Raw genomic sequence first — 26,161 nt, forward strand, 5'->3', positions numbered from 1 at the left:
GTACCGAAGAGGTACAGGATCAGGTCCTGGTCCAGGGTGATACGTCCGAAGTCCATGGCCACCGTCGTGGTGGTCTTGTCCCCGGTGTGGGTCAGATCGTCGATGCCCGCGGACGCGGACGTCATCACGGCTTCGGTGCGCAGCGGATTGATCTCCGAAACGGCACCGACAAACGTGGTCTTACCCACGCCGAAACCGCCCGCCACCACGATCTTCGCGGAGGTAGTGGCGCGGGCCGTACCGCCGCTAGAGCTTGCGAAGTCCACTGAGCACCCTTTCGAGCAGTGTCACATCCGGCGCGCCGCCGGCCTCTCCGTTGCCCGGCTGGTGGATGGCCACCATGCCGGCTTCCGCCAGGTCCGCCACGAGGATGCGGGCGACGCCGAGCGGCATCGACAGCAGCGCGGAGACCTCGGCCACCGACTTGACCTCACGGCACAGGTGGCAGATCCGCTGGTGCTCGGGGAGCAGCGTCCCCAGATGCGCCGGGTCCGCGGTGGTGCTGACCAGTGCCTCTATCGCGAGCTGGTAACGCGGCCGGGTCCGGCCACCGGTCATGGCGTAAGGACGAACCAGCGGCTGGTCGCCTCCCTCGTCGTACGACGCGTGGTGCAGTGCGCCGTACGGATCGGGTGAGGCGGGTGGCGGGGTCATGAATCCTCCGGGCGTGACAGCAGGTTCTCGGCTTGCCGTCTGCAAGGGGCCGGTGAGGGGACTAAGGCGGCCTGACGGGTGAGGGTTGTGGGCATTACCTGGGGGGATCGTGTCGTGAATCCGCAGGACGGCCGCCTAGTGAAGCAGACTGCCCTGGAGCTCGGCGCGGAGGTCGGGCGTGAGGACGGTGCCCGCACGGTCGACCAGGAGGGCCATCTCGTACCCGACCAGACCGATGTCGGCGTCCGGGTGGGCGAGAACGGCGAGTGAGGACCCGTCGGAGATGGACATGAGGAAGAGGAATCCTCGCTCCATCTCCACAACGGTCTGGCTGACGGCGCCGCCCTCGAAGATCCGCGAGGCGCCCGCGGTCAGCGACGTCAGACCGGAGGCCACGGCCGCCAGCTGATCGGCGCGGTCGCGCGGGAATCCTTCGGACATCGCCAGCAGCAGGCCATCGGCGGAGACCACCACCGTGTGCGACACCCCTGGGGTGTTGTCCACGAAGTTGGTGATCAGCCAGTTCAGATTCTGCGCGGCCTGACTCATGGGGCTCAACTAACGCTCCTGCTGGTGAGTGGGGCCGAGATGGATACTGCCGGTCGACGGGCCGTTGTTGGCCTGCCGTCCCTGCTGGATGCCCCGGCGGAGATTGGTCAGACGACCGCGTACGTCATCGGGCGCACGCGAAACCTGAGGTCCGGACTGGTGATTCTGCTGCTGAGCGGTCCCCGGAACCAAATTGGCGCGGGGAACACGGCGGGGCAGCCCGGAAGTGGTGACCCCGCCGGCGGCCGGCTTCTTGACCCGCTCGGCCTGGCGTACGAGTTCGTCGTTGGGCGAGGCGCGCCAGGAGCTGGTCACCGGAGCCTCGGCCGCACCACGCCGCGGCGTGGGCGGAACGGGTACGCCGGTGGGCTCGGGAGCGGTCGGCGCCTGCGGCTCGGCCGCCTGCTGGCCGCCCTGGCCCGGGCCGTGGAACCAGTTGGTCTCCAGGGTGTCGTACAGCGGCGTACGACCGTCCCCGGGACCGGCCGGCGGCAGGGCCTCCGGCTGCTGCGGGAGCGCGGGACGGTACGGGGCTTCGCCCGCCGGGGACGCCGACGGACGCGGGGCGCCGAAGCCGTTGTCCTCCGGGCCGCGCTGACGCGGCGCGGGCAGGCCCTGGTTCTGGTTCGGCTGGAGCGGCGCGTTGAAGTCGGGCCGCGCGAACTGCGCGGTGGACGCCGGGTCCTGGCCCTGCCGGCCGTAGCCCTGGTTCTGGTTCGGCTGGAGCGGCGCGTTGAAGTCCGGCCGGGCGAACTGCGAGGTCGCGCCCGGGTCCTGGTTCAGCGGGGCGTTGAACGCCTGGTCCTGGCCGGGGCCCGCCGGCCGGGCGAACTGCCCGGTCGCGTCGTGCTCCTCGTGGCCGCGCGGAGCGTCCACGCCCCAGTTGGCGCCCTGGGGGCGCTGCTGCGGGTTGCCGCCGGGCAGCTCGGCCCGGGGACCGCCGGTCGGCGGCAGCTGACGGCCGGGGCCGCCGGGCTGCTGGAAGCCGCCCTGGCCGGGGCCGTTCTGCTCGTGCCGGGCCTGCTGGGGCTGCGGCGCGCCGGGACCCTGCTGGTGCTGGCCCTGCTGCTGGTGTCCGGGGCCCTGACCGGGCTGGTTCTGCTGGTTCTGCGGGGCGAACGCGTTCGAGCGGCCGTTCTGGCCGGGGGCGGCCGGAGCGCCGTGGCCGAACAGGTTCGGCTGACCCGCGTCCGTACGGCCGGGACCATCGCCCTGACCGCGTGCGCCGAGCCGGGCGCCGTTGCCGAAGGCGCCGGAGAGGCCGCCGCCCTGGCGCTGGGGCTCCTGGCCCGGGAAGGGCTGGCCGCCGTTGCCCTGGGGGCCGTTCTGCTGGCCCTGCGGGCGGCCGGGGCCGTTGTCCCGCGCGGGGAGGGCGGCGCGCGGGCCGGAGCCCGCCCCGACCTGGCCGCGCTGGGCGCCGGGTCCTGAGCCGAGGCTCTTGGCACCCGGGCCGCCGGGGCCGCCCGGTCCGCCGCCGATGCCGGGGCGCTGACCGGCGCCCGCACCGTTGCCGTTGCCGGCGAGGAGGCCGCCGGGAGCGGAGCCGTTCTGCTGGCCGGAGCCCTGCTTGGACGGAGGCTGCTTGCCGCCGTGGGCGACGTCGACGGGCAGCATGACCAGCGCGGTCGTGCCACCGGAGTCGGAGGGGCGCAGCTGGATCCGGATGCCGTGACGCAGCGACAGCCGGCCGACCACGAACAGACCCATGCGGCGGGAGACCGAGACGTCCACGGTCGGCGGCTGCGCGAGCCGCTCGTTGATCGCCGCGAGGTCCTCGGGCGAGAGGCCGATACCGGTGTCGTGGATCTCGACCAGCACCCGGCCGTCGGGCAGCGCGTGACCGGTGACCTTGACCTTCGTCTGCGGCGAGGAGAACGATGTCGCGTTCTCCAGCAGCTCGGCGAGGAGGTGCACGAGGTCGTTGACGACCCGGCCGGCGACCTCGGTGGCGGGCACCGCGGAGAGTTCGATGCGCTCGTACTGCTCCACCTCGGAGGCGGCGGCACGGAGCACGTCGACCAGCGGGACGGGACGGGTCCACCGGCGGCCCGGCTCCTCACCCGCGAGGACGAGGAGGTTCTCACCGTTACGGCGCATACGGGTCGCGAGGTGGTCGAGCTTGAAGAGCGAGGAGAGCTGGTCCGGGTCGGCCTCGCGCGACTCCAGCTCGGAGATGAGCGAGAGCTGGCGCTGGATGAGGCCCTGCGAACGGCGCGAGAGGTTGGTGAACATCGCGTTGACGTTGCCTCGCAGCAGAGCCTGCTCGGCGGCGAGGCGGACGGCCTCGCGGTGCACGTCGTCGAGGGCCGCGGCCACCTGGCCGATCTCGTCCCGGGAGTGCACACCGACCGACTCGACGGAGGTGTCGACGTCCTGCGGGTCGGTCTCGGAGAGCTGCTTGACGAGCTCGGGCAGCCGGTCCTGGGCGACCCGGGTGGCGGTGTCCTGGAGGCGCCGCAGCGAGCGGATCATGGACCGGGCCACCACGAAGGCGCCGACCAGCGAGACACCGAGGACGAGGAGGATGACCGCACCGTTGATGATCGCCTCGCGCTGGGAGGCCTCGCGCAGCTCGCGCGCCTTGGCCTCCATGTCGCTGAGGAGGGTGGTCTCGATCGTCTTCATCGCGTCGATCTTGGTGGACGACTGGTCGTACCAGTCCATGTACGAACGCACCTTCGCCCCGTCGATCCCGTTCGGGGTGTCGAGGATGTGCTTGGCGTACATGTTCGCCGCGTTGATCTCGGGGTTGTTCCCGTTGTCCAGCGGCGCCATCAGGTCCACCGCGCTCTCGCCGGTCGACCCGTAGATCGACTTGAACGAGCTGATCGCGCGGGTTTCCTTGTCGAGCGCGTTGGAGCCGAACTGCTTGTCGTTCTCGTTGAGGTGCGGTTCCTTGACCGAACCACCGGGCAGCGCGGCCGCGATGATCGCGCGCTGGATCGAGGCGTACTCCTTGGCGGAGGAGAACGCCGCCAGCGCACGGGTCCGCTTGATCATGTCCGGGTTGCTGGTCGCCTGGGCCATGTCCTGGGACAGGCTGAGCAGCGAGGTGATCAGCTGGCTGTACTGGTCGATGGTGTTGAGCGACGGCGCGCCGTCCTCGTACGCCGACTTGCGGATCGACCGGATGTCGCCGAGCTGCGAGGCGATCTGGGCGACGCTCGCGTGGATGCTCTCCAGCGCGTCGTCGTTCTCGAAGTCGCCGATCTCGTTGGTCGCGTCCAGGAACGCGTCCTTGGCCCGGTCGGTCTTCTCGCGCGGCTGGGAGACCTTGTAGTCGGTCGCCTTGGAGCCGTTGGAGAGCGGACCGGCGGACTGGTCGCGCTCCACCTGGAGGGCCTGCGCGAGCGAGGTCGCCTGCTTGGTCATCTGGGTCAGCAGCTGCATGTGCTCCAGCTGCTGCATGTCGGTCATGGACTCGTTGATCCTCAGACCGCCCAGGCTGGTCGCCGCGACCACGGGGAGGGCGAGGAGTGAGACCAGTCGCGTGCTGATGCGCCAGTTACGGAGCGCTATTCGCGACCCCGTGTCGACCGGGCCGCGGGAGGTGGGAGGCGTGCTCGGCTCGGCTCCGCCGCTCGGTGCGGAGCCCGGGCGCTGGGCACGGTCGCTGTTGTCGCCGGCAGCGGCCGGCCCGGGGTTCTGGGCGTGCTGGGGCGAGGAACCGCGGTCGGTCCCGCCGCGCGGCTCCTGTTCCGCCGGAGCGCTGCCATCCCTCTTGAAACGTCCCTGCACTAGCGTCGCAACCTCTGGACCAGGCGTTCCACCCGCGAACGGACAGAACGGTGTCGGCGTCGTGGGGCGCTGGACGCGCCCCATGGTGGTCGTTGAGTGACCGGCGTACTTCCCCCTCCCGCCGCCCCTCGGCGCTGCGTCGCGCCGCGGTGCGCCGGCCTCAAACCCGCGGCGGTGCGTGGAATTCCAGCACAGTGCAGGATCTCCAACAAGGGCCATGTACCGGGCTGTGACCTGCGTGACACGTTGTGATGAACGAGTAACAAGCAGTGGAGAGTGATCGTGGGTAAAAAGGACGATCGGGGAGGAGTCGCTTAGGGGTGGGGGGTGTCCCAGTCGCGATGATCAGGAGCGGAATAAGGGATTCAGGACGGTAATGTCCGTTTCTTGGGCCATGATCACCTGCCCGGAATAGGTCAATTGTCGATTAGTTCGTGAGCAAACTCACATGATGATCGTCGCCTCATCGCGGTTCCGGCGGGGAATCGGATGTTTAGCCTGACGCTTTACAGGGATGGCGAATCCGACAAGCAGGCGCCGCCGAGGCGGTGCCCTTCACCGACAAGGTCCTGACGGCAGATGAAGACGACGACGATCCGCAACATTGCCAACCCCCGGCGCACCACGCTGGCGCACCTCAAGGACGCCGAGGCGCTGCAGACGCCGTTCCTGCCGGAGCACACCGCCGACCTGCCCACCGTCACGGCCAACCCGCGCCGCACCATCCTCATGGAAGCCCCGGTCGCGGCCGCCCGCTGAGGGCACGGCTGTCCCCCTCACCGCGCCGGGCGAGGCGCTAGCCTGGAGCGTCAGTCTTCAGCCAGCCAGCAAGTGAGGGGCGACAGCATCCCGTGCGCATCGCCAGGTTCTCCATCGACGGCAATGTCGCCTTCGGCGTCGTCGAGGGACAGGGCACCGTGGAATCCGGTGACCTCGTCCTCGACATCATCAAGGGCATCCCGTACGCCGACTTCGAGCTCTCGGGAACCAAGGTCCCGCTGAACAAGGTCCGCCTGCTGCCTCCCGTGCTCCCGAACAAGGTCGTGGCCATCGGCCGCAACTACGCGGAGCACGCCGCCGAGCTCGGCCACGAGGTCCCCGACGCGCCGATCACCTTCTTCAAGCCCACCACCTCGGTGATCGGCTCCGGCGACGCGATCGAGTACCCCTCCTTCTCCAACGACCTGCACCACGAGGCCGAACTGGCCGTCGTCATCGGCCGCATGTGCCGCGAGGTCCCGCGCGAGCGTGTCAAGGACGTCATCCTCGGCTACACCTGCGCGAACGACGTCACCGCCCGCGATGTGCAGCGGCGCGAGAAGCAGTGGGCCCGCGCCAAGGGCTTCGACACCTCCTGTCCGCTGGGCCCGTGGGTGGAGACCGACGTGGACCCGCACGACCTCACCATCCAGGCGACGGTCAACGGCGAGCAGCGGCAGCTCGGCCGCACGAGCGACATGGTCCGCTCCGTCGAGGACCTGATCGTCCACATCACGGAGGCCATGACGCTCCTCCCGGGCGACGTGATCCTCACAGGCACCCCCGCAGGGGTCGGCCCCCTGCACGTCGGCGACGAGGTCGCCGTCACCATCGAAGGCATCGGCACTCTCACCAACAAGGTGATCAAGCGTGGCTAACGCATCCTCCCCCAAGCTCTCGGCTCCGCTCGACCAGGGGGTACCCCCTCGCGTCCGTTTCTGTCCCTCGCCGACCGGCAACCCGCACGTGGGCCTGGTGCGCACGGCCCTGTTCAACTGGGCCTTCGCCCGGCACCACCAGGGCACCCTGGTCTTCCGGATCGAGGACACCGACGCCGCGCGCGACTCCGAGGAGTCCTACCAGCAGCTGCTCGACTCGATGCGCTGGCTCGGCCTGGACTGGGACGAGGGCCCGGAGATCGGCGGCCCGCACGCGCCGTACCGCCAGTCGCAGCGGATGGACCTGTACAAGGACGTCGCCGAGAAGCTGCTCGCCGCCGGGTACGCGTACGCCTGCTACTGCACCACCGAGGAGCTGGACACCCGCCGCGACGCCGCCCGCGCCGCCGGCCGCCCGTCCGGTTACGACGGCCACTGCCGCGACCTCACCGCCGAGCAGAAGGCCGCGTACGAGGCCGAGGGCCGCTCCTCGATCGTCCGCTTCCGGATGCCCGACGAGGCCATCACCTTCACCGACCTGGTCCGCGGCGACATCACCGTCCAGCCGGAGAACGTCCCGGACTACGGCATCGTCCGCGCCAACGGCGCCCCGCTCTACACGCTGGTCAACCCGGTCGACGACGCGCTGATGGAGATCACCCACGTCCTGCGCGGCGAGGACCTGCTCTCCTCCACCCCGCGCCAGATCGCTCTGTACCGCGCGCTCATCGAGCTGGGCATCGCCAAGGAGACCCCCGCCTTCGGCCACCTGCCGTACGTCATGGGCGAGGGCAACAAGAAGCTCTCCAAGCGCGACCCGCAGGCCTCGCTCAACCTGTACCGCGAGCGCGGCTTCCTGCCCGAGGGCCTGCTGAACTACCTGTCGCTGCTCGGCTGGTCGATCGCCGAGGACCGCGACATCTTCTCGGTGGACGAGCTGATCGCGGCGTTCGACATCAAGGACGTCAACGCCAACCCGGCCCGCTTCGACCTCAAGAAGGCCGAGCACATCAACGCCGAGCACATCCGCATGCTCGATGTGAAGGACTTCACCGAGGCCTGCGGCCCCTGGCTGAAGGCCCCGTTCGCGCCGTGGGCCCCGGAGGCCTTCGACGCGGAGAAGTGGACGCGGATCGCGCCGTACGCCCAGACCCGGGTCACGGTGCTCTCCGACATCACCGACAACGTCGACTTCCTCTTCCTGGACGAGCCGGTGGAGGACGAGGCGTCCTGGACCAAGGCGATGAAGGGCGAGCCGGCCGCGCTGCTGACCACGGCCCGCGCCAACCTGGAGGCGGCCGACTGGAGCGATCCGGAGTCGCTGAAGAACGCCGTCCTCACCGCCGGCGAGGCGCACGGCCTCAAGCTCGGCAAGGCCCAGGCCCCGGTCCGCGTCGCCGTGACCGGCCGCACGATCGGCCTGCCGCTCTTCGAGTCCCTGGAGATCCTGGGCCAGGAGAAGAGCCTGGCCCGTATCGACGCGGCGCTGGCCAAGCTGACCGCGTAGACGACGAGGCACCCCGTGGAGGGCCGCAGCCGACCGGCTGCGGCCCTCCACGGCTTTTACCGCTCGCGGCCGACCGCGGGCGGCTAACGTGACGTACATGCCGATCCGAGCCGTGCTCTGGGACATCGACGACACGATCTTCGACTACGCGGGCGCCGACCACACCGGCATGCGGCTCCACCTGGAGGGCGTGGGACTGCCCGAGGCGTACGCGACGGTCGACGAGGCCCTCACCGCCTGGAAGGCGATCACGGTCCGGCACTGGGCCCGTGTCGCGGCCGGCGAGACGGACTTCCTCGGCCAGCGCCGGGACCGGGTGCGGGAGTTCCTCTCGCGGCCGCTGACGGACGCCGAGGCCGACGCGTGGTTCGCCGGCCACCTGTCCCACTACGAGGCCTCCTGGCAGCTCTTCCCGGACGTGCTGCCGGTCCTGGACCGGCTGGCACCCGCCTACCGCCACGCGATCCTCTCCAACTCCAGCACCGACCACCAGCACCGCAAGCTCACCGCGCTCGGCATCCGGGACCGCTTCGAGGCGATGGTCTGCGCGGTGGAGCTCGGCGTCTCCAAGCCGGAGGCCGGAGCCTTCCACGCGGCCTGCGAAGCGCTCGCGCTGGAGCCGCACGAGGTGGCGTACGTCGGTGACGAGCCGGACATCGACGCGAGCGGGGCCGTGGCCGCCGGACTGACCGGGATCTGGCTCGACCGGCGGGGGAGGGGCGGGCGGACGGACCTCGTGACGATCACCGGCCTCGACCAGCTCCCGGGCCTGCTGGCGGGCGATACCCGTTTTGGAGCGCCGGACACCTTCGGGTAATGTTCTTTCTGCGCCGCCCGAGCGGGCCGAAAGATCCGGCCGGGAAGCGCAGACAGAAGTGAAGCCCCCACCAGGGGTTGCATTTCAGTGGGCTATGGTGTAATTGGCAACACTACGGTTTCTGGTACCGTCATTCTAGGTTCGAGTCCTGGTAGCCCAGCGCAGTACCGAGCAAGACCAGCAGTATCCAGCAGGACAAGCCCCCGTTGTGTAGCGGCCTAGCACGCTGCCCTCTCACGGCAGTAGCGCCGGTTCGAATCCGGTCGGGGGTACAGATCCTTCCCGCGAGAACATCTGGGTCGCACCCACGTTCTTGATGCAGGATCGCTAGGGCCCCCGTTGTGTAGCGGCCTAGCACGCTGCCCTCTCACGGCAGTAGCGCCGGTTCGAATCCGGTCGGGGGTACTTGTCACACCATGGGCTATGGTGTAATTGGCAACACTACGGTTTCTGGTACCGTCATTCTAGGTTCGAGTCCTGGTAGCCCAGCGCAAGTCAGCAGTAACCACGCCCCCGTTGTGTAGCGGCCTAGCACGCTGCCCTCTCACGGCAGTAGCGCCGGTTCGAATCCGGTCGGGGGTACAACAGAGCGGTACGGGAAGGCCCTTCACCTCGGTGGAGGGCCTTTTCGCTTGTCCGGGTCAGGGTCGTCCTGAGCCAAGTCGCTTACGTCACAGCCCTGTTGGCAGGGAAAGAAAAGGGCCGCCACGGCGCTGGGGCGGCCTTCCGGAACAGGGGGAGAGACGTCGTACGGGTGTGAGGTCAGCCGGTGCGGCGCAGGGCCTCGCTCAGGCGGGCCGCCGAGTCGATGACCGCCTGGGCGTGCATCCGGCCCGGGTGGCGGGTGAGGCGTTCGATGGGTCCGGAGACCGAGACGGCGGCGACGACCCGGTTCGACGGGCCGCGCACCGGGGCCGAGACCGAGGCGACGCCCGGCTCCCGCTCGCCGATCGACTGGGCCCAGCCCCGCCGCCGTACGCCGGAGAGCGCCGTCGCCGTGAACCTGGCTCCTTGGAGGCCGCGGTGCAGCCGCTCCGGCTCCTCCCAGGCCATCAGGATCTGCGCGGAGGAACCGGCTTTCATGGTGAGCGTCGAGCCGACCGGCACCGTGTCCCGGAGTCCGGACAGCCGTTCCGCCGCCGCCACGCAGATGCGCATGTCGCCCTGCCGGCGGTAGAGCTGGGCGCTCTCGCCGGTGATGTCGCGCAGGTGGGTGAGTACCGGTCCGGCCGTCGCCAGCAGGCGGTCCTCGCCCGCCGCGGCCGCCAGTTCCGACAGTCGGGGGCCGAGAATGAACCGGCCCTGCATGTCCCTCGCCACCATCCGGTGGTGTTCCAGTGCCACGGCCAGCCGATGGGCCGTGGGCCGTGCGAGCCCGGTCGCCGCGACCAGCCCGGCGAGGGTGGCCGGACCGGACTCCAGGGCGCTCAATACCAGAGCTGCCTTGTCGAGAACGCCGACGCCGCTAGAGTTGTCCATACGACGATACTCCCGTCTCACTCTGTGAAACGCAAGTTCAATTTTCGGCGGAAGTTGCGAACCTGTACGGGCGGCCCCACAACGGCCCGCAGCCACCGCCCCGCAGGGGATCCGGACGGCGGCGCACCGAATCTCTAGTTGGGCCGGCGAAGACGCCGGCCGGAGGGAAAGCGATGGGTAGGACACTCGCGGAAAAGGTCTGGGACGACCACGTCGTCCGGCGCGCGGAGGGCGAGCCCGACCTTCTCTTCATCGATCTGCACCTGCTGCACGAGGTGACCAGCCCGCAGGCCTTCGACGGTCTGCGCCAGGCCGGACGTCCGGTGCGACGCCTCGACCTCACCATCGCCACCGAGGACCACAACACCCCGACCCTCGACATCGACAAGCCGATCGCCGACCCGGTCTCCCGCGTCCAGCTGGAGACCCTGCGCAAGAACTGCGCGGACTTCGGCGTACGGCTGCACCCGCTGGGGGACGTCGAGCAGGGCGTCGTGCACGTGGTCGGCCCGCAGCTGGGCCTGACCCAGCCCGGCACCACCGTGGTCTGCGGCGACTCCCACACCTCCACGCACGGGGCGTTCGGCGCGCTGGCGTTCGGCATCGGCACCAGCCAGGTGGAGCACGTGCTCGCCACCCAGACGCTGCCGCTGGCCCGCCCGAAGACCATGGCCATCACGGTCGACGGCGAACTGCCCGAGGACGTCACCGCCAAGGACCTGATCCTGGCCATCATCACCCGGATCGGCACCGGCGGCGGCCAGGGCTACATCCTCGAATACCGCGGCTCCGCCATCGAGAAGCTCTCGATGGAGGCCCGGATGACCATCTGCAACATGTCGATCGAGGCCGGTGCCCGCGCGGGCATGATCGCCCCGGACGAGACCACCTTCGCCTATCTGGAGGGCCGCGACGCCGCCCCCGAGGGCGCGGAGTGGGACGCGGCCGTCGCGTACTGGAAGACCCTGCGCTCGGACGACGACGCGGTGTTCGACGCCGAGGTCGTCATCGACGCCACCGAGCTGGCCCCGTTCGTCACCTGGGGCACCAACCCCGGCCAGGGCGCGCCGCTCTCGGCGAACGTCCCCGACCCCGCTTCGTACGAGGACGCCTCGGAGCGCAACGCCGCCGAAAAAGCCCTGGAGTACATGGGGTTGACCGCCGGACAGCCGCTGCGCGATATCAGCGTGGACACCGTCTTCGTAGGTTCGTGCACCAACGGCCGCATCGAGGACCTGCGCAACGCCGCCGCCATCCTGGACGGCCGCAAAGTCGCCGACGGCGTACGGATGCTGGTCGTCCCGGGCTCGGTCCGGGTCGCGCTCCAGGCCGTCTCCGAGGGCCTGGACAAGGTCTTCACCGGCGCCGGCGCCGAATGGCGGCACGCGGGTTGCTCGATGTGCCTCGGTATGAACCCCGACCAGCTGGCCCCCGGCGAGCGCTCCGCCTCCACCTCGAACCGTAACTTCGAGGGTCGGCAGGGCAAGGGCGGCCGCACCCACCTGGTCTCGCCTCAGGTCGCCGCCGCCACCGCCGTACTGGGCCATCTGGCCTCGCCCGCCGACCTGTCCGACACCCGTACCCCCGCCGGAGTCGCATAGCCATGGAAGCCTTCACCGCACACACCGGCCGGGCCGTCCCGCTGCGCCGCAGCAACGTCGACACCGACCAGATCATCCCGGCCCACTGGCTGAAGAAGGTCACCCGCGACGGGTTCGAGGACGGCCTCTTCGAAGCCTGGCGCAAAGACCCGGACTTCGTCCTCAACCGCCCCGAGCGCCAGGGCGCCTCGGTCCTGGTGGCCGGTCCCGACTTCGGTACGGGCTCCTCCCGCGAACACGCGGTCTGGGCCCTGCAGAACTTCGGCTTCAAGACCGTCATCTCCTCCCGCTTCGCCGACATCTTCCGCGGCAACTCGCTGAAGAACGGCCTGCTGACCGTGGTCCTGGAGCAGAAGGTCGTCGACGCGCTGTGGGAGCTGAGCGAGTCCGACCCGAGCGCCGAGATCACCGTCGACCTGGAGACCCGCCAGGTCCGCGCCGAGGGCATCACCGCCGACTTCGAGCTGGACGAGAACGCCCGCTGGCGCCTGCTCAACGGCCTCGACGACATCAGCCTCACCCTTCAGAACGAAGCGGACATCGCCGCTTACGAGGCGGCCAGGCCGGCCCACAAACCGCGTACAATTGACGCCTGAGCAGCGCTTTTCCATGACTGCGCCCCCTGCCTCCAGGCAGGGGGCGCAGTCGCTTGTTGAGCCCCCCTCGGGCGACAACTCGCCCCAGATGGCACAATCGGTGCATGGAACGCGACAGCCAACTCAAGCTCTATGGCCAAGTCGCCGACCGATTGAAGGAAGCGCACGCGAAGGTGCGTGCACTGCAAGTCCCGGAGAGCGTACGGATGGCGCTCTCCCGGAAGCTGCTGGTCGTCACGGCCGCGGCGAAGCACGATCTCCCGGACGCGGCAAGGCGTCTGGACCGGTTGATGAAGGACCTCGATGAGGGCCGATTCCCCGAAGGTGACTGACACGTGGAACTGCGCATCGGTCGACTTCGTTGCGGCACTAGGGTGATTAGCCCGTTTCGTGTTTGATTTGCGGTATATATCTGCCTAACGTGCGAAAAAGCCTGAACACTTTCGTTCCGGCAATGTCTCCGAAGGGGAAGACGTGAACAAGGCGCAGCTCGTAGAAGCGATTGCCGACAAGGTCGGCGGCCGCCAGCAGGCCGCAGACGCGGTCGACGCGGTACTCGACGCCATCGTCCGTGCCGTTGTCGCCGGGGACCGTGTCTCGGTCACCGGCTTCGGCTCGTTCGAGAAGGTCGACCGCCCCGCCCGGTACGCCCGCAACCCGCAGACGGGTGAGCGCGTCCGGGTCAAGAAGACCTCGGTGCCCCGCTTCCGCGCGGGTCAGGGGTTCAAGGACCTGGTGAGCGGCTCCAAGAAGCTCCCCAAGAACGACGTGGCCGTGAAGAAGGCTCCCAAGGGCAGCCTCTCGGGCGGTTCTTCCGCCGCCCGTACGACGGTCAAGGCCGCCGCCGCCAAGAAGTCGGCCGCCAAGAAGGCCACGGCGAAGAAGACCACCGCCAAGAAGACGGCTCCCGCGAAGACCGCCGCGGCCAAGAAGGCCACCGCCACGGCGAAGACGGCCACGCCGGCCGCGAAGAAGGCGACCACGGCGAAGAAGGCCACCGCGACCGCCAACAAGACCGCGCCCGCCAAGAAGGCCACGGCGAAGAAGGCGCCCGCGAAGAAGACCACGGCGCGCACCACCACGGCCAAGAAGGCCACCGCACGCAAGAAGTGAGACCGGGCAACCGCTCGCTTCGAGGAAACGCGCCGGGCCGGGCTCCCCTCCGGGGGAGCCCGGCCCGCGGGCTGTCCGGGGGCACTTCACCCCCCGTACGGTCTAGAACGTCTGCAGCGTCACCAGCGTGATCCGCAGCGCGGCGCCTTCACCCTCGCCCTCGATCCGCACCCGCTGCCCCGGACGCAGCAGCAGCAGGCCGCCCGCGTCGAAGGCCGGTGCGCCGAACTCCACCGGAGTGCCGTCGTCCAGGAGCACACTGCCGGTCCGGGTCTCGGGGTCGTACGTGTACGAGGTCGCCTGCATGGGCGGCAGCCTATCGGTCCGGGGTCAGAGCCATGAGCCGCTCCGTGTACGGCCCCACTCCGAGCGCCAGCGCCACCTTCAGGTCCTCGCCCGTATCCACGTCCCGGCGTACCGAGTCGACGCCGGGCAGCGTTATTTCCACCGCGCCCGAAGCCAGATGCCGGGCGGCGGACGGGCCGCCGAAAGCGGGGCGCAATTCCGTTCCTCCGGAGCAGGACAGAAATGTCGTTCCGATTCCCGCCGCATCCCGGAGAAATGCCCTGGGAAAAGCGGAGGCAAAATCGAGCACCCGAGCCAATTCGCCGGCGCGCAGGGCCGGCAGATCCGCGTTGAGAGCGGCCACCGGGACGGCGGGCGCGAGGGCCCGTACCGAACGCGCTCCGTACGCCAGCGCGGCGTTGAGCCCGGCCGCCGGGAGGTCCGCCACGATCCGCGCACCGAGCGCCGAAAGGGCCGCGCCGGCCGCCGTATCGTCCGTGACGACCACCACATCCCGCACTCGTGCGCAGGAGAGCGCCGCCGCCACCGTGTCCTGGGCGAAGGCCAGCGCCAGGCGGGGCCGGGCGAGCTCGCCCGCCGCCCGCCCCAGGCGGCTCTTGGCCCGCGCGAGCGGCTTCAGCGGAACGACCAGGGACCAGGGCCCCGCCGGATCGGTGTTCGTGGCGATCTCCCCCTCCGTACGTATGAGGACTTATTCTCGCCTGCCGGTACGACAACCCGGAGGCCCGGCCCCGAAGGCGAGGCGTACGGTGTTCTCGACAGAGGAGGGGCCTGGGGCGAGACTTGACCGTCGGTAGCCGGCAACAGGTCGAGAGTTCCGATGAGGTCCTTAGAGGAAGGTGTCCGAGTGTCCCGCCGCAGAATCGGCTTCTGGTACCGCCTGGCGGCGGTTATCGCCAAGCCGCCATTGGTGGTTCTGTTCAAGCGCGACTGGCGGGGGACGGAACACATTCCGGCCGACGGCGGATTCATCACCGCCGTCAACCACAACTCCTATCTGGACCCGCTCTCCTACGCGCACTTCCAGTACAACACCGGACGCGTGCCCCGCCTCCTGGCCAAGGCCGGCCTCTTCCGCACGCCCTTCGTCGGCATGATGCTGCGCGGCACCGGCCAGATCCCCGTCTACCGCGAGACGACCAACGCGCTGGACGCCTTCCGGGCCGCCGTCGACGCCATCGAACGCGGCGAGTGCGTCGCCTTCTACCCCGAGGGCACGCTCACCCGCGACCCCGACATGTGGCCGATGGCCGGCAAGACCGGCGCCGCCCGGGTCGCGCTGATGACCAAGGCGCCGGTCATCCCGGTCGCCCAGTGGGGTGCCAACCTCGCGATGCCGCCGTACGCCAAGGAGAACAAGCTCCAGCTGTTCCCGCGCAAGACGCTGACGGTCCAGGCAGGTCCGCCCGTCGACCTCAGCCGCTTCTACGATGTCGAGCCGACGCCCGACGTCCTGCGCCAGGCGACCGAGGTCATCATGGCCGCGGTCACCCGCCAGCTGGAGGACGTCCGCGGGGAGAAGGCCCCCGCCGAGCTCTACGATCACCGCAAAGCCCGTGCTGAACAACGGCGCAGGGCGCAGGGAGAGGGATCCACGTGACGCACCCCGTAAAAGCAGCCGTCTTCGGAACCGGCTCATGGGGTACGGCGTTCGCCGTGATCCTCGCCGACGCGGGCTGCGAGGTCACCCTCTGGGGACGCCGCGCCGAGGTCGCCGAGGCCGTCAACACCACGCACACCAACCCGGACTACCTGCCGGGCATCGAGCTTCCCGCCTCGATCCGCGCCACCACCGACCCCGCCGAGGCCCTGCGCGGCGCCGAGTTCGCCTTCCTCGTCGTGCCGTCCCAGACGCTGCGCGCCAACCTCGCCGCCTGGGCCCCGCACCTGGAGCCCGACACCGTCCTGGTGTCTTTGATGAAGGGCGTCGAGCTGGGCACCGCCGAGCTGATGAGCGAGGTCATCGCGGACGTCACCAAGGTCTCCGCCGACCGCATCGCCGTCGTCTCCGGACCCAACCTCGCCAAGGAGATCGCCGAGCGCCGGCCCGCCGCCGCCGTCGTCGCCTGCGCCGACGAGTCCGTGGCCCAGCGCCTCCAGGCCGCCTGCCACACCCCGTACTTCCGGCCGTACACCAACACCGACGTCGTCGGCTGCGAGCTCGGCGGCGCCGTGAAGAACGTCATCGGCCTCGCCGTCGGCATCGCGGACGGCATGGGCCTCGGCGACAACACCAAGGGCTCCCTCATCACCCGCGGCCTCGCCGAGACCACCCGGCTGGGTGTGGCCATGGGCGCCGACCCGCTGACGTTCTCCGGACTCGCGGGCCTGGGCGACCTGGTGGCCACCTGCTCCTCGCCGCTCTCGCGCAACCACACCTTCGGCACCAACCTCGGCCGCGGTATGACGCTCCAGGAGACGATCGCCGTCACCAAGCAGACCGCCGAAGGCGTCAAGTCCTGCGAATCGGTCCTCGACCTGGCCCGCCGCCACGGCGTCGACATGCCCATCACGGAGACCGTCGTCTCCATCGTCCACGAGGGCAAGTCGCCGGTCGTCGCGGTCAAGGAGCTGATGTCGCGGAGCGCCAAGGCCGAGCGACGCTGACTCCTCCCTTACCAGCAGGTACGCTCATCGCGATATGAGCAGCGAGAACCTCCCCCAGAGCCCTGAGCGCCCCGAGAGCCCTGAGCAGCAGCGCCGCAAGCCGCGTGTGGCTGTCGTGTTCGGCGGCCGCAGCTCCGAACACGGCATCTCGGTCGTCACGGCCGGCGCCGTCATGAAGGCCATCGACCGGACGAAGTACGACGTCCTGCCGATCGGCATCACGACGGACGGCCGCTGGGCGCTCACCGCCGACGAGCCCGAACGCATGGCCATCACCGACCGCAAGGTCCCCGACGTGGACCAGCTCGCCGAGTCCACCGAGGGCACCGTCGTGCTCTCGGTCGACCCCGGCAGCCGCGAGGTCGTCTACAGCGAACCCGGCTCGGTGCCCAAGGCGCTCGGCGAGGTCGACGTCGTCTTCCCCGTCCTGCACGGCCCGTACGGCGAGGACGGCACCCTCCAGGGGCTGCTCGAACTCTCCGGTGTGCCGTACGTCGGCGCCGGCGTCCTCGCCTCGGCCGTCGGCCAGGACAAGGAGTACATGAAGCGCGTCTTCCTCTCCTTCGGTCTGCCGGTCGGACCGTACGAGGTCGTCCGGCCCCGTGAGTGGGACCGCGACCCCTCCGCCGTACGCAAGCGGATCGTGGACTTCGCCGGTGAGCACGGCTGGCCGCTCTTCATCAAGCCCGCCCGCGGCGGCTCCTCCATGGGCATCACCAAGGTCGACGAGCTCTCCGGTCTCGACGCGGCGATCGAGGAGGCCCGGCGCCACGACCCCAAGTTCCTGGTCGAGTCGCTGCTGCGCGGCCGCGAGATCGAGTGCGGCGTGCTGGAGTTCGAGGACGGCCCGCGCGCCAGCGTGCCCGCCGAGATCCCGCCGGTCACCGCGCACGAGTTCTACGACTTCGAGGCGAAGTACATCGACTCGGCCGCCGGCCTGGTGCCCGCGCCGCTCACCGAGGAGGAGACCGCCGAGGTCCAGCGGCTCGCCGTCGCCGCCTTCGACGCCACCTCCTGCGAGGGGCTGGTGCGCGCCGACTTCTTCCTCACCGAGGACGGCACCTTCGTCATCAACGAGATCAACACCCTGCCGGGCTTCACCCCGATCTCCATGTATCCGCGCATGTGGCAGGAGAGCGGCGTGAGCTACCCGGAGCTGGTCGACCGCCTGATCCAGGCCGCGTTGACCCGCTCCACCGGACTGCGCTGAGAGACCCGGAAGGCCGGGACGGCCGAGACCGTCCCGGCCTTCCGGGCATGAGGCATCCGTCTTCGTGGACCGGGGGGCGCCGCGGCGCAGTACGATCGCCCCGTCAGCGCGCGGAGGATCACGGTGCCGGGGCGGAGAACCGGCCGCGCCTCCCGCGCGCGGCACCGGACGGGGGTCAGAGGTGGACGACCGGACAGGTCAGGGTGCGCGTGATGCCGTCCACCTGCTGCACTTTGGCGACCACCATGCGGCCGAGCGCGTCGACCGTGTCGGCCTGGGCCCGCACGATCACGTCGTACGGACCGGTGACGTCCTCTGCCTGGATGACTCCCGGAATCTTGGAAATGGTCTCGGCGACGATCGACGCCTTGCCCACCTCGGTCTGAATGAGGATGTACGCCTGTACCACGGAACCTCCAGGGCGGCCACGAGGATCATGTGGGGGAAAGGGACGCCACGTTATCGCGTCGCCGAGGGTGACGGGGAGACCTACGGGGCTTGTGACGTCCACAGCGTGGCGTGCGGAGTGCGGAAGTTGACGTATCCCTTGACGGTACCGACGGTCCTCCTGACGGTACCGACAGCAGTGACGGCTCGCGACCGGGGGCCCGGACGGGTGTCCGGGGCGATAAATGAGAGGTGAGACTCGGTGAAGGGAACCGTGGGCGAGTTGGGGGAGTTCGGGCTCATCAGAGAGCTCACGTCCCGGCTCACCACCACTCCGGCGGTACGGCTGGGGCCCGGCGACGACGCCGCGGTCGTGGCCGCTCCCGACCGCAGGGTCGTGGCCAGTACGGACATCCTGCTGGAAGGGCGGCACTTCCGCCGCGACTGGTCGACGGCCTACGACGTCGGCCGCAAGGCGGCGGCGCAGAACCTCGCCGACATCGCCGCCATGGGCGCCGTGCCCACCGCGCTGCTCCTCGGCCTCGTCGTCCCCGCCGACCTCCCGGTCACCTGGGCCGCCGAGCTGATGGACGGGCTGCGCGACGAGTGCCAGGTGGCGGGGGCCGCCGTGGTCGGCGGCGATGTGGTCGGCGGCGACACCATCACCGTCGCCATCACCGCCCTCGGCGACCTGCGCAACCACGAACCGGTCACCCGCTCCGGCGCCCGGCCCGGCGATGTCGTCGCCGTCACCGGCTGGCTCGGCTGGTCCGCCGCCGGCTACGCCGTGCTCTCCCGCGGCTTCCGCTCGCCCCGCGCCTTCGTCGAGGCCCACCGCCGCCCGGAACCGCCGTACCACGCCGGCCCCGCCGCCGCCGGACTCGGCGCCACCGCGATGACCGACGTCAGCGACGGTCTCGTCGCGGACCTCGGGCACATCGCCGAGGCCAGCAAGGTCCGCATCGACCTGCGCTCCGGCCTCATCGACATCCCCTCGCAGATGTCCGACATCGGCCAGGCCGTCGGCGTCGATCCGCTCCAGTGGGTGCTGACCGGAGGAGAGGACCACGCGATCGTGGCCACCTTCCCGCCGGACGCCAAGCTTCCCGCCCGCTGGAAGGTGATCGGCGAGGTCCTCAACCCCTCCGCCCTGCCCCAGGTCACCGTGGACGGAGCACCCTGGACGAGCACGGGCGGCTGGGACCACTTCGGCGCGATCGAGGACACGTACTAGAGCGCAGGGCGCACGCGTGAACCTATGGGTACGCGCAGGGCTCACGCGTGGACCCGTGGCTCGCGCGTACGCGTACTAGATTGCTGCGTATGCCCATACGTACCGCTGTACCGCCCCGCGTCCTCACCGTCGCCGGATCCGACTCCGGCGGCGGTGCGGGGATCCAGGCCGATCTGAAGACCATGCTCGCCCTCGGCGTCCACGGCATGAGCGTGCTCACCGCCGTCACCGCGCAGAACTCCCTCGGCGTCCAAGGCGCGTGGGAGCTTCCGGTGGACGCCGTACGCGCCCAGTACCGCAGCGTCGTCGACGACATCGGCGTCCAGGCGGTGAAGACCGGGATGCTCGCCTCGGCCGCGCTCGTGGAGACCGTCGCCGAACTCCTCGCCGGGACCGACGCTCCGGTCGTCGTGGACCCGGTCGGCGTCTCCAAGCACGGCGACGCGCTGCTCGCCGCCGAGGCGCTCGACTCCGTACGGACGAAGCTGCTGCCCGTCGCCACGGTGGCCACGCCGAACCTCGACGAAGTGGCGCAGCTCACCGGCGTCCAGGTCACCGACGAGGACGGAATGCGTCGGGCCGCCGAGGAGATCCTCGCGTTCGGACCGCGCTGGGCGCTGATCAAGGGCGGGCACCTGCCCGGGGACGCGGTGGACCTGCTCACCGACGGGAGCGCGGAACACTGGCTGCGCGCCCCCCGCTACGACAACCGGCACACCCACGGCACCGGCTGCACCCTCGCCTCCGCCATCGCCTCCGGCCTCGCGCTCGGCCAGGACGTGCCGACGGCGGTGGAGAGCGCGAAGGCGTACGTCACCGGCGCGATCCGGGCCGGATTCGCGCTCGGCGGCGGCATCGGCCCGGTCGACCACGGCTGGCGGACCCGTCAGGCCGGCTGATCACCGCCGAAGCCCAGGCCGGATGAGCACAGCAAAAAGCCGGTCCACCGAGGTGGACCGGCTTTTTGGGCAACCGGAAGGCTGCGCTACGACGGAGACGTCAGCGCGCGACCTTGCCGGCCTTGATGCACGAGGTGCAGACGTTGAGCCGCTTCGGCGTCCGACCGACCACGGCACGCACGCGCTGGATGTTGGGGTTCCAGCGACGGGACGTACGGCGGTGCGAGTGCGAAATGCTGTTGCCGAAGCTCGGCCCCTTGCCGCAAACGTCGCAGTTGGCAGCCACGGGTCACTCCAAAGACTTCAGATGCACTTACAGTGAATTCCGGCGCGCCGGAATCATTGAATGAAGTGGCGGTACCGGAGGAATGGCCCGACTCTCATCGGGCAACCGAAGCAGCATACAACGCCTGCTTCGGAGATACGAAACTACCACGGGTTGGCCCACCGCCCTCCCGCCCCCTGTCCCTGCCCGGGCCCCGGCAGGCGGGCTAACCTGCGGTGCAGCCCGTTGCCACGGCCGCTTCAAGGAGGACCATCGGTGCCGCAGCTCCCCGACGATCTGGACGCCGTCGCGGTGCGCACCTGGTGCTCACTGGCCCTGGAGGCCCTGGGCCGGGAGCGTGCGGAGATCGACGCGATCAACGTCTATCCCATCGCCGACGGGGACACCGGCACCAACCTCTATCTGACCGTCGAGTCCGCCGCCGCGGCCGTCGAAGCCGTCTTCGCCGCCCATGAGACCGGCACCACCGCGCCCGCCACCGCCGACGCCGTACGCGCCATGGCGCACGGCGCCCTGATCGGCGCCCGCGGCAACTCCGGCACGATCCTGGCCCAGCTGCTGCGCGGCATGGCCGGCGTGCTGGCCGACGGCGGTGACGCGGCCCACCTGCGCCTCGCTCTGACCCGGGCCGCGGCCGCTGCGAGGCAGGCCGTCGCCCACCCGGTGGAGGGCACGGTGCTGACCGTCGCCACGGCGGCCGCCGAGGCCGCGCAGGGGGAGGAGCGGGAGCTGCGCGCGGTGGTGAGCGCCGCGTACGAGGGCGCGCGCGCCGCGCTGGCGAGGACTCCGGAGCAGCTCGCCGTGCTCGGCCGCGCAGGTGTCGTGGACGCCGGAGGACGTGGACTGGTCGCGGTCCTGGGCGCGCTGGTGGAGGCGGTGACCGGGCAGGCGCCGGTACGAGGGCCTCGTACCGGGTCCGCGAAGGCGGCCGCTCCGGTGGACGGCGGATCGGTGGTGGGGCTGCCGGTGGGCGGGGTTCCGGTTCCGGCGGGCGGTGCTGCCGTGGAGGGGCCGCTCGACTGTCCCGAGGATGCGGACGGCGGCGGGCCCGCCTTCGAGGTGATCTACCTCCTGGAGGCCCGTGACGAGCAGGTGGACCGGCTGCGCACCCGGCTCGACGCGCTCGGCGACTCCTTGGTCGTGGTCGGCGGCGACGGGCTCTGGCACGTGCACGTCCATGTCGACGACGCCGGGGCCGCAGTGGAGGCGGGCGTCGAGGCCGGGCGGCCGTACCGGATCCGGATCACCCACTTCGCCACCGAGAACGGCCACGACGTCCGCGTCCAGGCCGAACCGGCCCAGCGCGCGGTGGTCGTCGTGGTCCCCGGCGACGGCCTGGCCGGGCTCTGCACCGAGGCCGGCGCCACCACCGTGATCGCCCGCCCCGGCGAACCGCCCGCCAGCGGCGAACTGGTCGACGCCATCCGCCGCGCCCACGCCCGCGAGGTGGTGCTCCTGCCCAACGACGCGGCCCTGCGCCACACCGCGGCCGCCGCCGCCGAACAGGCCAGGATTGAGGGCGTCAGGGTGGCGCTCGTCCCCACCCGCGCCGCCGTCCAGGGCATCGCCGCGCTCGCCGTCCACGAGCCGGACCGCGGCTTCGACGAGGACGTGGTCGCCATGACCGCCGCCGCCGGAGCCACCCGCTACGCCGAAGTGGCCGTGGCCGAGCGTCAGTCGTGGACCATGGCGGGCGTCTGCCAGGCCGGTGACATCCTCGGCCTGATCGACGGCGACGTGGCCGTGATCGGCGCCGACGTCCCGGCCACCGCCCGCACGGTGCTGGACCGGATGCTGGCGGCCGGCGGCGAGCTGGTCACCCTGGTCCTCGGCGAGGACGTCCCGGACACGGTGGCGGGCGCGCTGGAGGAGTACGTACGTGAGGGCCATCTCGCCGTGGACACCGTCGTCTACCGCGGCGGCCACCAGCGCGCGCCGCTGCTGATCGGCGTCGAGTAGCAGACCTGTCGCCGTGCCCGGCCAACGGTTGTCAGTGCCGTGGTGTGCAATGGATCGCGTGTCCTCGTTCGATGAACCTCTTCTGAAGCTGCTCGGCGGAGCCACCGCGAAGGTGATGGCCGAACACCTCAACCTGCACACGGTCGGTGATCTGCTGCACCATTACCCGCGGCGGTACGAGGAGCGCGGCAAGCTGACCGCGCTGGCCGACCTCCCGCTGGACGAGCACGTCACGGTGCTCGCCCAGGTCGCCGACGCCCGGATCCTGATGTTCAACAACGGCCGCGGCAAGCGGCTTGAGGTCACGCTCACCGACGGCAGCGGCCGCCTCCAGCTGGTCTTCTTCGGCCACGGCGTCCACAAGCCGCACAAGGAGCTGCTCCCGGGCCGCCAGGCGATGTTCGCGGGCAAGGTCTCCGTCTTCAACCGGAAGATGCAGCTGGCCCATCCCACGTACCAACTGCTCGACGCCTCCGACGCCGACGAGGCGACCGAGGCCGTGGACGCCTTCGCCGGACGGCTGCTGCCGATCTACCCGGCCTGCAAGCAGCTCGACTCCTGGCGGATCGCCAAGGCCGTGGACGCCGTCCTGCCGAGTGCGCAGGACGCGGTGGACCCGCTGCCCGCCTCCCTGCGCGAAGGACGCGGCTTCACACCGCTGCCCGAGGCCCTGCTCAAGGTCCACCGGCCGCAGACGAAGGCGGACGTCGAGGACGCCAAGGCCCGGCTCAAATGGGACGAGGCGTTCGTCCTCCAGGTCGCCCTGGCCCGCCGCCGCTACGCCGACACCCAGCTCCCCGCCGTCGCCCGCCGCCCGGTCGCCGACGGCCTGCTGGACGCCTTCGACGCCAAGCTGCCGTTCACGCTCACCGAGGGCCAGGAGAAGGTCAGCAAGGAGATCTTCGACGACCTGGCCACCGAGCACCCGATGCACCGCCTCCTCCAGGGTGAGGTGGGCAGCGGAAAGACGATGGTGGCCCTGCGCGCCATGCTCACCGTCGTCGACGCCGGTGGCCAGGCCGCGATGCTCGCGCCTACCGAGGTCCTCGCGCAGCAGCACCACCGCTCGATCACCGAGATGATGGGCGAGCTGGCCGGCAATTGGGGGCTGTGGCGCGAAGCGCCTCTCGATGAGGGGCGGCGGTCGGGCGACGGTCGGACGCTGGGCGGCTCGGACCGGGGCACCAAGGTCGTCCTGCTCACCGGCTCCATGGGCATGGCCGCCCGCAGGCAGGCCCTGCTCGACCTGGTCACCGGCGAGGCCGGGATCGTCATCGGCACTCACGCGCTGATCGAGGACAAGGTCCAGTTCCACGACCTGGGACTCGTCGTCGTGGACGAGCAGCACCGCTTCGGCGTGGAGCAGCGCGACGCCCTCCGCTCCAAGGGCAAGCAGCCGCCCCACCTCCTCGTCATGACCGCCACACCCATTCCGCGTACGGTCGCGATGACGGTCTTCGGCGACCTGGAGACCTCCGTCCTGGACCAGCTCCCGGCCGGCCGCTCGCCGATCGCCAGCCATGTCGTCCCCGCCAAGGACAAGCCGCACTTCCTCGCCCGTGCCTGGGAGCGCGTGGCTGAGGAGGTGGAGAACGGCCACCAGGCGTACGTCGTCTGTCCCCGCATCGGCGACGACGCGGAGGAGGCCGAGGGGAAGAAGGGCAAGGCCAAGAAGAAGGCCGCCGAGGAGGACCCGGAGAAGCGGCCGCCGCTCGCCGTCCTGGAGATCGCGGACGAGCTCCGTAAAGGCGCGCTGGCCGGGCTGAGCGTCGAGGTGCTGCACGGGCGGATGCATCCGGACGACAAGGACGACGTCATGCGCCGGTTCGCCGCCGGTGACGTCGACGTCCTGGTCGCCACCACCGTCATCGAAGTCGGCGTCAACGTCCCCAACGCCACCGCCATGGTGATCATGGACGCCGACCGGTTCGGCGTCTCCCAGCTCCACCAGCTCCGCGGCCGCGTCGGCCGAGGCTCGGCGCCCGGGCTCTGCCTGCTGGTCAGCGAGGCCCACGAGGCGAGCCCCGCCCGCGCCCGCCTCTCCGCCGTCGCCGCCACGCTGGACGGCTTCGAGCTCTCCCGTATCGACCTGGAGCAGCGCCGCGAAGGCGATGTGCTCGGCCAGGCCCAGTCCGGAGTGCGCTCCTCGCTGCGGATGCTCACCGTCATCGACGACGAGGAGGTCATCGCCGCCGCCCGCGAGGAGGCCGTGGCGATCGTGGCCGCCGATCCGGCGCTGGAGCACCTGCCGGAGCTGCGTACGGTGCTGGCCGCGCTGCTGGACAAGGACCGGGAGGAGTACCTGGACAAGGGCTGAGCCGCCGGGGCCGTCCTGCCGGTGCGGGCCGCACGCCATATCGTGGACGGACAGCCCGTACCCGCCGACGTGGCGACGGCACGCGCCCGCCGCGAGCCACCGCAACCGACCCCGAGGACCCGACACCCATGACCCGCGTGATCGCCGGATCGGCCGGCGGACGCCGCCTGGCCGTACCGCCCGGCACCGGCACCCGCCCCACCTCCGACCGTGCGCGGGAGGGCCTCTTCTCCACCTGGCAGGCGCTGCTCGGCACGCTCGAAGGCGTCCGCGTCGCCGATCTGTACGCCGGTTCCGGTGCCGTCGGCCTCGAAGCGCTCTCGCGCGGCGCCGTCCACGCGCTCCTGGTGGAGGCGGACCGGAAGGCGGTGCGCACGGTCCGGGACAACGTCCGCACGCTCGGCCTGCCCGGAGCCGAGGTCCGCACCGGCAAAGCCGAGCAGATCGTGACAGGACCGGCGCCTTCGCATCCGTACGACATCGTCTTCCTGGACCCGCCGTACGCCGTCACCGACGACGATCTTCGCGAGATCCTGCTCACACTCCGTGCCCAGGGGTGGCTCACGGACGATGCGCTCGTCACGGTGGAACGCAGCACCCGGGGCGGAGAATTCGGCTGGCCCGCCGGATTCGAGCCACTGCGGGCCCGTCGCTACGGCGAGGGAACGCTTTGGTACGGTCGCGCCGCCGCTACGTGCGAAGACGCACGATGACCGGACCGGAGAGCGAGGGAATCACAGTGCGCCGCGCCGTCTGTCCGGGGTCCTTCGACCCCATCACCAACGGACATCTCGACATCATCCAACGAGCCTCCAGGCTGTACGACGTGGTGCACGTCGCGGTGATGATCAACCAGTCCAAGAAAGGGCTGTTCACCGTCGACGAGCGGATCGACCTCATCCGCGAGGTCACCGCCGACTTCGGCAACGTCGAGGTCGAGTCCTTCCACGGCCTGCTGGTCGACTTCTGCAAGCAGCGCGAGATCCCGGCGATCGTGAAGGGCCTGCGGGCCGTCAGCGACTTCGACTACGAGCTCCAGATGGCCCAGATGAACAACGGCCTCTCCGGCGTCGAGACGCTCTTCGTGCCGACCAACCCGACGTACAGCTTCCTGTCGTCCTCGCTGGTCAAGGAGGTCGCGACCTGGGGCGGCGACGTCTCGCACCTGCTGCCGCCCGCCGTCCACGACGCGCTCACGAAGCGGCTGGGCGAACGCTGAGCGGCTGACGGTCCGTCACCAGGTGTCGGGCGGCCGTCGACTGGCC

At 70.5% G+C, this 26,161-nt stretch carries 26 protein-coding genes and 5 tRNA genes; 22 read left to right on the forward strand and 9 right to left on the reverse strand.

Annotation, left to right across the window (positions count from 1 at the left end; all coding sequences use genetic code 11):
* From ABZ267_RS29125 to ABZ267_RS29140, 4 genes are all read right to left on the reverse strand, one after another.
* On the reverse strand, nt 1–266 hold a 266-nt coding region (locus ABZ267_RS29125), incomplete at its 3' end, for an ATP/GTP-binding protein (RefSeq protein ID WP_208623652.1).
* Entirely contained in the window at nt 247–654 is a 408-nt protein-coding gene (locus tag ABZ267_RS29130) for a DUF742 domain-containing protein (RefSeq protein ID WP_015611637.1), read from the reverse strand. The genes ABZ267_RS29125 and ABZ267_RS29130, both read right to left, overlap by 20 nt.
* A gap of 135 nt (nt 655–789) precedes the next feature.
* Nucleotides 790–1,212, reverse strand: coding sequence for a roadblock/LC7 domain-containing protein (locus ABZ267_RS29135; RefSeq protein ID WP_003966009.1), 423 nt, complete (start codon nt 1,210–1,212; stop codon nt 790–792).
* Nucleotides 1,213–4,941, reverse strand: a complete 3,729-nt coding sequence (locus ABZ267_RS29140) for a nitrate- and nitrite sensing domain-containing protein (protein ID WP_356899733.1) — start codon at nt 4,939–4,941, stop codon at nt 1,213–1,215.
* Nucleotides 4,942–5,520: 579 nt separating this feature from the next.
* Between ABZ267_RS29140 and ABZ267_RS29145 the strand changes: the two genes are divergently transcribed.
* The 9 genes from ABZ267_RS29145 to ABZ267_RS29185 all read left to right on the forward strand — a co-directional run bounded on the left by ABZ267_RS29145 (nt 5,521) and on the right by ABZ267_RS29185 (nt 9,484).
* Nucleotides 5,521–5,700: a hypothetical protein gene (locus ABZ267_RS29145; protein WP_356752651.1), complete on the forward strand. Its 180-nt coding sequence runs from the start codon at nt 5,521–5,523 to the stop codon at nt 5,698–5,700.
* 92 nt (nt 5,701–5,792) lie between these two features.
* Nucleotides 5,793–6,578, forward strand: a complete 786-nt coding sequence (locus ABZ267_RS29150) for a fumarylacetoacetate hydrolase family protein (protein ID WP_356752653.1) — start codon at nt 5,793–5,795, stop codon at nt 6,576–6,578.
* A complete protein-coding gene (gltX, locus tag ABZ267_RS29155) occupies nt 6,571–8,085 on the forward strand; it encodes a glutamate--tRNA ligase (protein ID WP_356752655.1) in 1,515 nt (504 codons plus the stop codon). Before ABZ267_RS29150 ends, gltX begins: the two co-directional genes overlap by 8 nt.
* 97 nt (nt 8,086–8,182) lie before the next feature.
* Entirely contained in the window at nt 8,183–8,902 is a 720-nt protein-coding gene (locus ABZ267_RS29160; protein WP_356752657.1) for an HAD family hydrolase, read from the forward strand.
* A gap of 88 nt (nt 8,903–8,990) precedes the next feature.
* Nucleotides 8,991–9,062: transfer RNA gene (locus ABZ267_RS29165), tRNA-Gln, on the forward strand.
* A gap of 39 nt (nt 9,063–9,101) precedes the next feature.
* Nucleotides 9,102–9,174 (forward strand) — tRNA-Glu (locus tag ABZ267_RS29170).
* Nucleotides 9,175–9,234: 60 nt separating this feature from the next.
* Nucleotides 9,235–9,307: transfer RNA gene (locus ABZ267_RS29175), tRNA-Glu, on the forward strand.
* A 12-nt stretch (nt 9,308–9,319) separates the two neighbouring features.
* Nucleotides 9,320–9,391: transfer RNA gene (locus tag ABZ267_RS29180), tRNA-Gln, on the forward strand.
* A gap of 20 nt (nt 9,392–9,411) precedes the next feature.
* Nucleotides 9,412–9,484: transfer RNA gene (locus tag ABZ267_RS29185), tRNA-Glu, on the forward strand.
* A gap of 180 nt (nt 9,485–9,664) precedes the next feature.
* Here ABZ267_RS29185 and ndgR read toward each other — a convergent pair.
* The gene (gene ndgR / locus ABZ267_RS29190; protein ID WP_003966003.1) at nt 9,665–10,381 is read right to left on the reverse strand and encodes an IclR family transcriptional regulator NdgR; all 717 of its coding nucleotides are present in this window, start codon (nt 10,379–10,381) and stop codon (nt 9,665–9,667) included.
* Between the two features lie 173 nt (nt 10,382–10,554).
* Between ndgR and leuC the strand changes: the two genes are divergently transcribed.
* From leuC to ABZ267_RS29210, 4 genes are all read left to right on the forward strand, one after another.
* The gene (gene leuC / locus ABZ267_RS29195; RefSeq protein WP_356752659.1) at nt 10,555–11,982 is read left to right on the forward strand and encodes a 3-isopropylmalate dehydratase large subunit; all 1,428 of its coding nucleotides are present in this window, start codon (nt 10,555–10,557) and stop codon (nt 11,980–11,982) included.
* Nucleotides 11,983–11,984: 2 nt separating this feature from the next.
* Nucleotides 11,985–12,578: a 3-isopropylmalate dehydratase small subunit gene (leuD, locus tag ABZ267_RS29200; RefSeq protein ID WP_356752661.1), complete on the forward strand. Its 594-nt coding sequence runs from the start codon at nt 11,985–11,987 to the stop codon at nt 12,576–12,578.
* Nucleotides 12,579–12,682: 104 nt separating this feature from the next.
* Nucleotides 12,683–12,910, forward strand: coding sequence for a hypothetical protein (locus ABZ267_RS29205; RefSeq protein WP_015611645.1), 228 nt, complete (start codon nt 12,683–12,685; stop codon nt 12,908–12,910).
* Between the two features lie 142 nt (nt 12,911–13,052).
* Nucleotides 13,053–13,691, forward strand: a complete 639-nt coding sequence (locus tag ABZ267_RS29210) for an HU family DNA-binding protein (protein ID WP_356752663.1) — start codon at nt 13,053–13,055, stop codon at nt 13,689–13,691.
* Between the two features lie 102 nt (nt 13,692–13,793).
* On the opposite strand, the gene ABZ267_RS29215 is transcribed toward ABZ267_RS29210, so the two are convergent.
* Nucleotides 13,794–13,997, reverse strand: a complete 204-nt coding sequence (locus ABZ267_RS29215) for a hypothetical protein (RefSeq protein WP_356752665.1) — start codon at nt 13,995–13,997, stop codon at nt 13,794–13,796.
* A 10-nt stretch (nt 13,998–14,007) separates the two neighbouring features.
* The gene (cofC, locus tag ABZ267_RS29220) at nt 14,008–14,682 is read right to left on the reverse strand and encodes a 2-phospho-L-lactate guanylyltransferase (protein ID WP_356752884.1); all 675 of its coding nucleotides are present in this window, start codon (nt 14,680–14,682) and stop codon (nt 14,008–14,010) included.
* Nucleotides 14,683–14,844: 162 nt separating this feature from the next.
* On the opposite strand from cofC, the gene ABZ267_RS29225 reads away from it, so the two are divergent.
* The 3 genes from ABZ267_RS29225 to ABZ267_RS29235 are packed head-to-tail and all read left to right on the forward strand — an operon-like array spanning nt 14,845 to nt 17,814.
* On the forward strand, nt 14,845–15,597 hold the full coding sequence (locus tag ABZ267_RS29225; RefSeq protein ID WP_356752667.1) for a lysophospholipid acyltransferase family protein: 753 nt from the start codon (nt 14,845–14,847) through the stop codon (nt 15,595–15,597).
* A complete protein-coding gene (locus ABZ267_RS29230; RefSeq protein ID WP_356752669.1) occupies nt 15,594–16,604 on the forward strand; it encodes an NAD(P)H-dependent glycerol-3-phosphate dehydrogenase in 1,011 nt (336 codons plus the stop codon). Before ABZ267_RS29225 ends, ABZ267_RS29230 begins: the two co-directional genes overlap by 4 nt.
* 34 nt (nt 16,605–16,638) lie before the next feature.
* On the forward strand, nt 16,639–17,814 hold the full coding sequence (locus tag ABZ267_RS29235; RefSeq protein WP_356752671.1) for a D-alanine--D-alanine ligase family protein: 1,176 nt from the start codon (nt 16,639–16,641) through the stop codon (nt 17,812–17,814).
* A 175-nt stretch (nt 17,815–17,989) separates the two neighbouring features.
* Here the strand turns inward: ABZ267_RS29235 and ABZ267_RS29240 are convergent, their stop codons facing one another.
* Complete coding sequence (locus ABZ267_RS29240) at nt 17,990–18,223, reverse strand: Lrp/AsnC ligand binding domain-containing protein (protein WP_015611652.1); 234 nt, start codon at nt 18,221–18,223, stop codon at nt 17,990–17,992.
* Between the two features lie 240 nt (nt 18,224–18,463).
* On the opposite strand from ABZ267_RS29240, the gene ABZ267_RS29245 reads away from it, so the two are divergent.
* A complete protein-coding gene (locus tag ABZ267_RS29245) occupies nt 18,464–19,435 on the forward strand; it encodes a thiamine-phosphate kinase (RefSeq protein WP_356752673.1) in 972 nt (323 codons plus the stop codon).
* Nucleotides 19,436–19,524: 89 nt separating this feature from the next.
* Nucleotides 19,525–20,334, forward strand: a complete 810-nt coding sequence (gene thiD / locus ABZ267_RS29250) for a bifunctional hydroxymethylpyrimidine kinase/phosphomethylpyrimidine kinase (RefSeq protein WP_356752675.1) — start codon at nt 19,525–19,527, stop codon at nt 20,332–20,334.
* A 100-nt stretch (nt 20,335–20,434) separates the two neighbouring features.
* On the opposite strand, the gene rpmB is transcribed toward thiD, so the two are convergent.
* Nucleotides 20,435–20,620 (reverse strand): 50S ribosomal protein L28, encoded by a 186-nt coding sequence (gene rpmB / locus ABZ267_RS29255; RefSeq protein ID WP_003965989.1) that lies wholly within the window; start codon nt 20,618–20,620, stop codon nt 20,435–20,437.
* A gap of 255 nt (nt 20,621–20,875) precedes the next feature.
* On the opposite strand from rpmB, the gene ABZ267_RS29260 reads away from it, so the two are divergent.
* The 4 genes from ABZ267_RS29260 (at nt 20,876) to coaD (ending at nt 26,115) form a co-directional block, all read left to right on the forward strand.
* Nucleotides 20,876–22,579: a DAK2 domain-containing protein gene (locus ABZ267_RS29260; protein WP_356752677.1), complete on the forward strand. Its 1,704-nt coding sequence runs from the start codon at nt 20,876–20,878 to the stop codon at nt 22,577–22,579.
* A 49-nt stretch (nt 22,580–22,628) separates the two neighbouring features.
* Complete coding sequence (gene recG, locus ABZ267_RS29265; protein ID WP_356752679.1) at nt 22,629–24,896, forward strand: ATP-dependent DNA helicase RecG; 2,268 nt, start codon at nt 22,629–22,631, stop codon at nt 24,894–24,896.
* Between the two features lie 128 nt (nt 24,897–25,024).
* A complete protein-coding gene (rsmD, locus tag ABZ267_RS29270; RefSeq protein WP_356752681.1) occupies nt 25,025–25,609 on the forward strand; it encodes a 16S rRNA (guanine(966)-N(2))-methyltransferase RsmD in 585 nt (194 codons plus the stop codon).
* A 26-nt stretch (nt 25,610–25,635) separates the two neighbouring features.
* Nucleotides 25,636–26,115 carry a pantetheine-phosphate adenylyltransferase gene (gene coaD, locus ABZ267_RS29275; RefSeq protein ID WP_356752886.1) on the forward strand — a complete coding sequence of 160 codons (480 nt, stop codon included), beginning with the start codon at nt 25,636–25,638 and terminating at the stop codon, nt 26,113–26,115.
* Nucleotides 26,116–26,161: the final 46 nt, after the last annotated feature.

It is taken from the genome of Streptomyces sp. NPDC006174, from assembly GCF_040614075.1.
Taxonomy (GTDB): Bacteria; Actinomycetota; Actinomycetes; order Streptomycetales; family Streptomycetaceae; genus Streptomyces.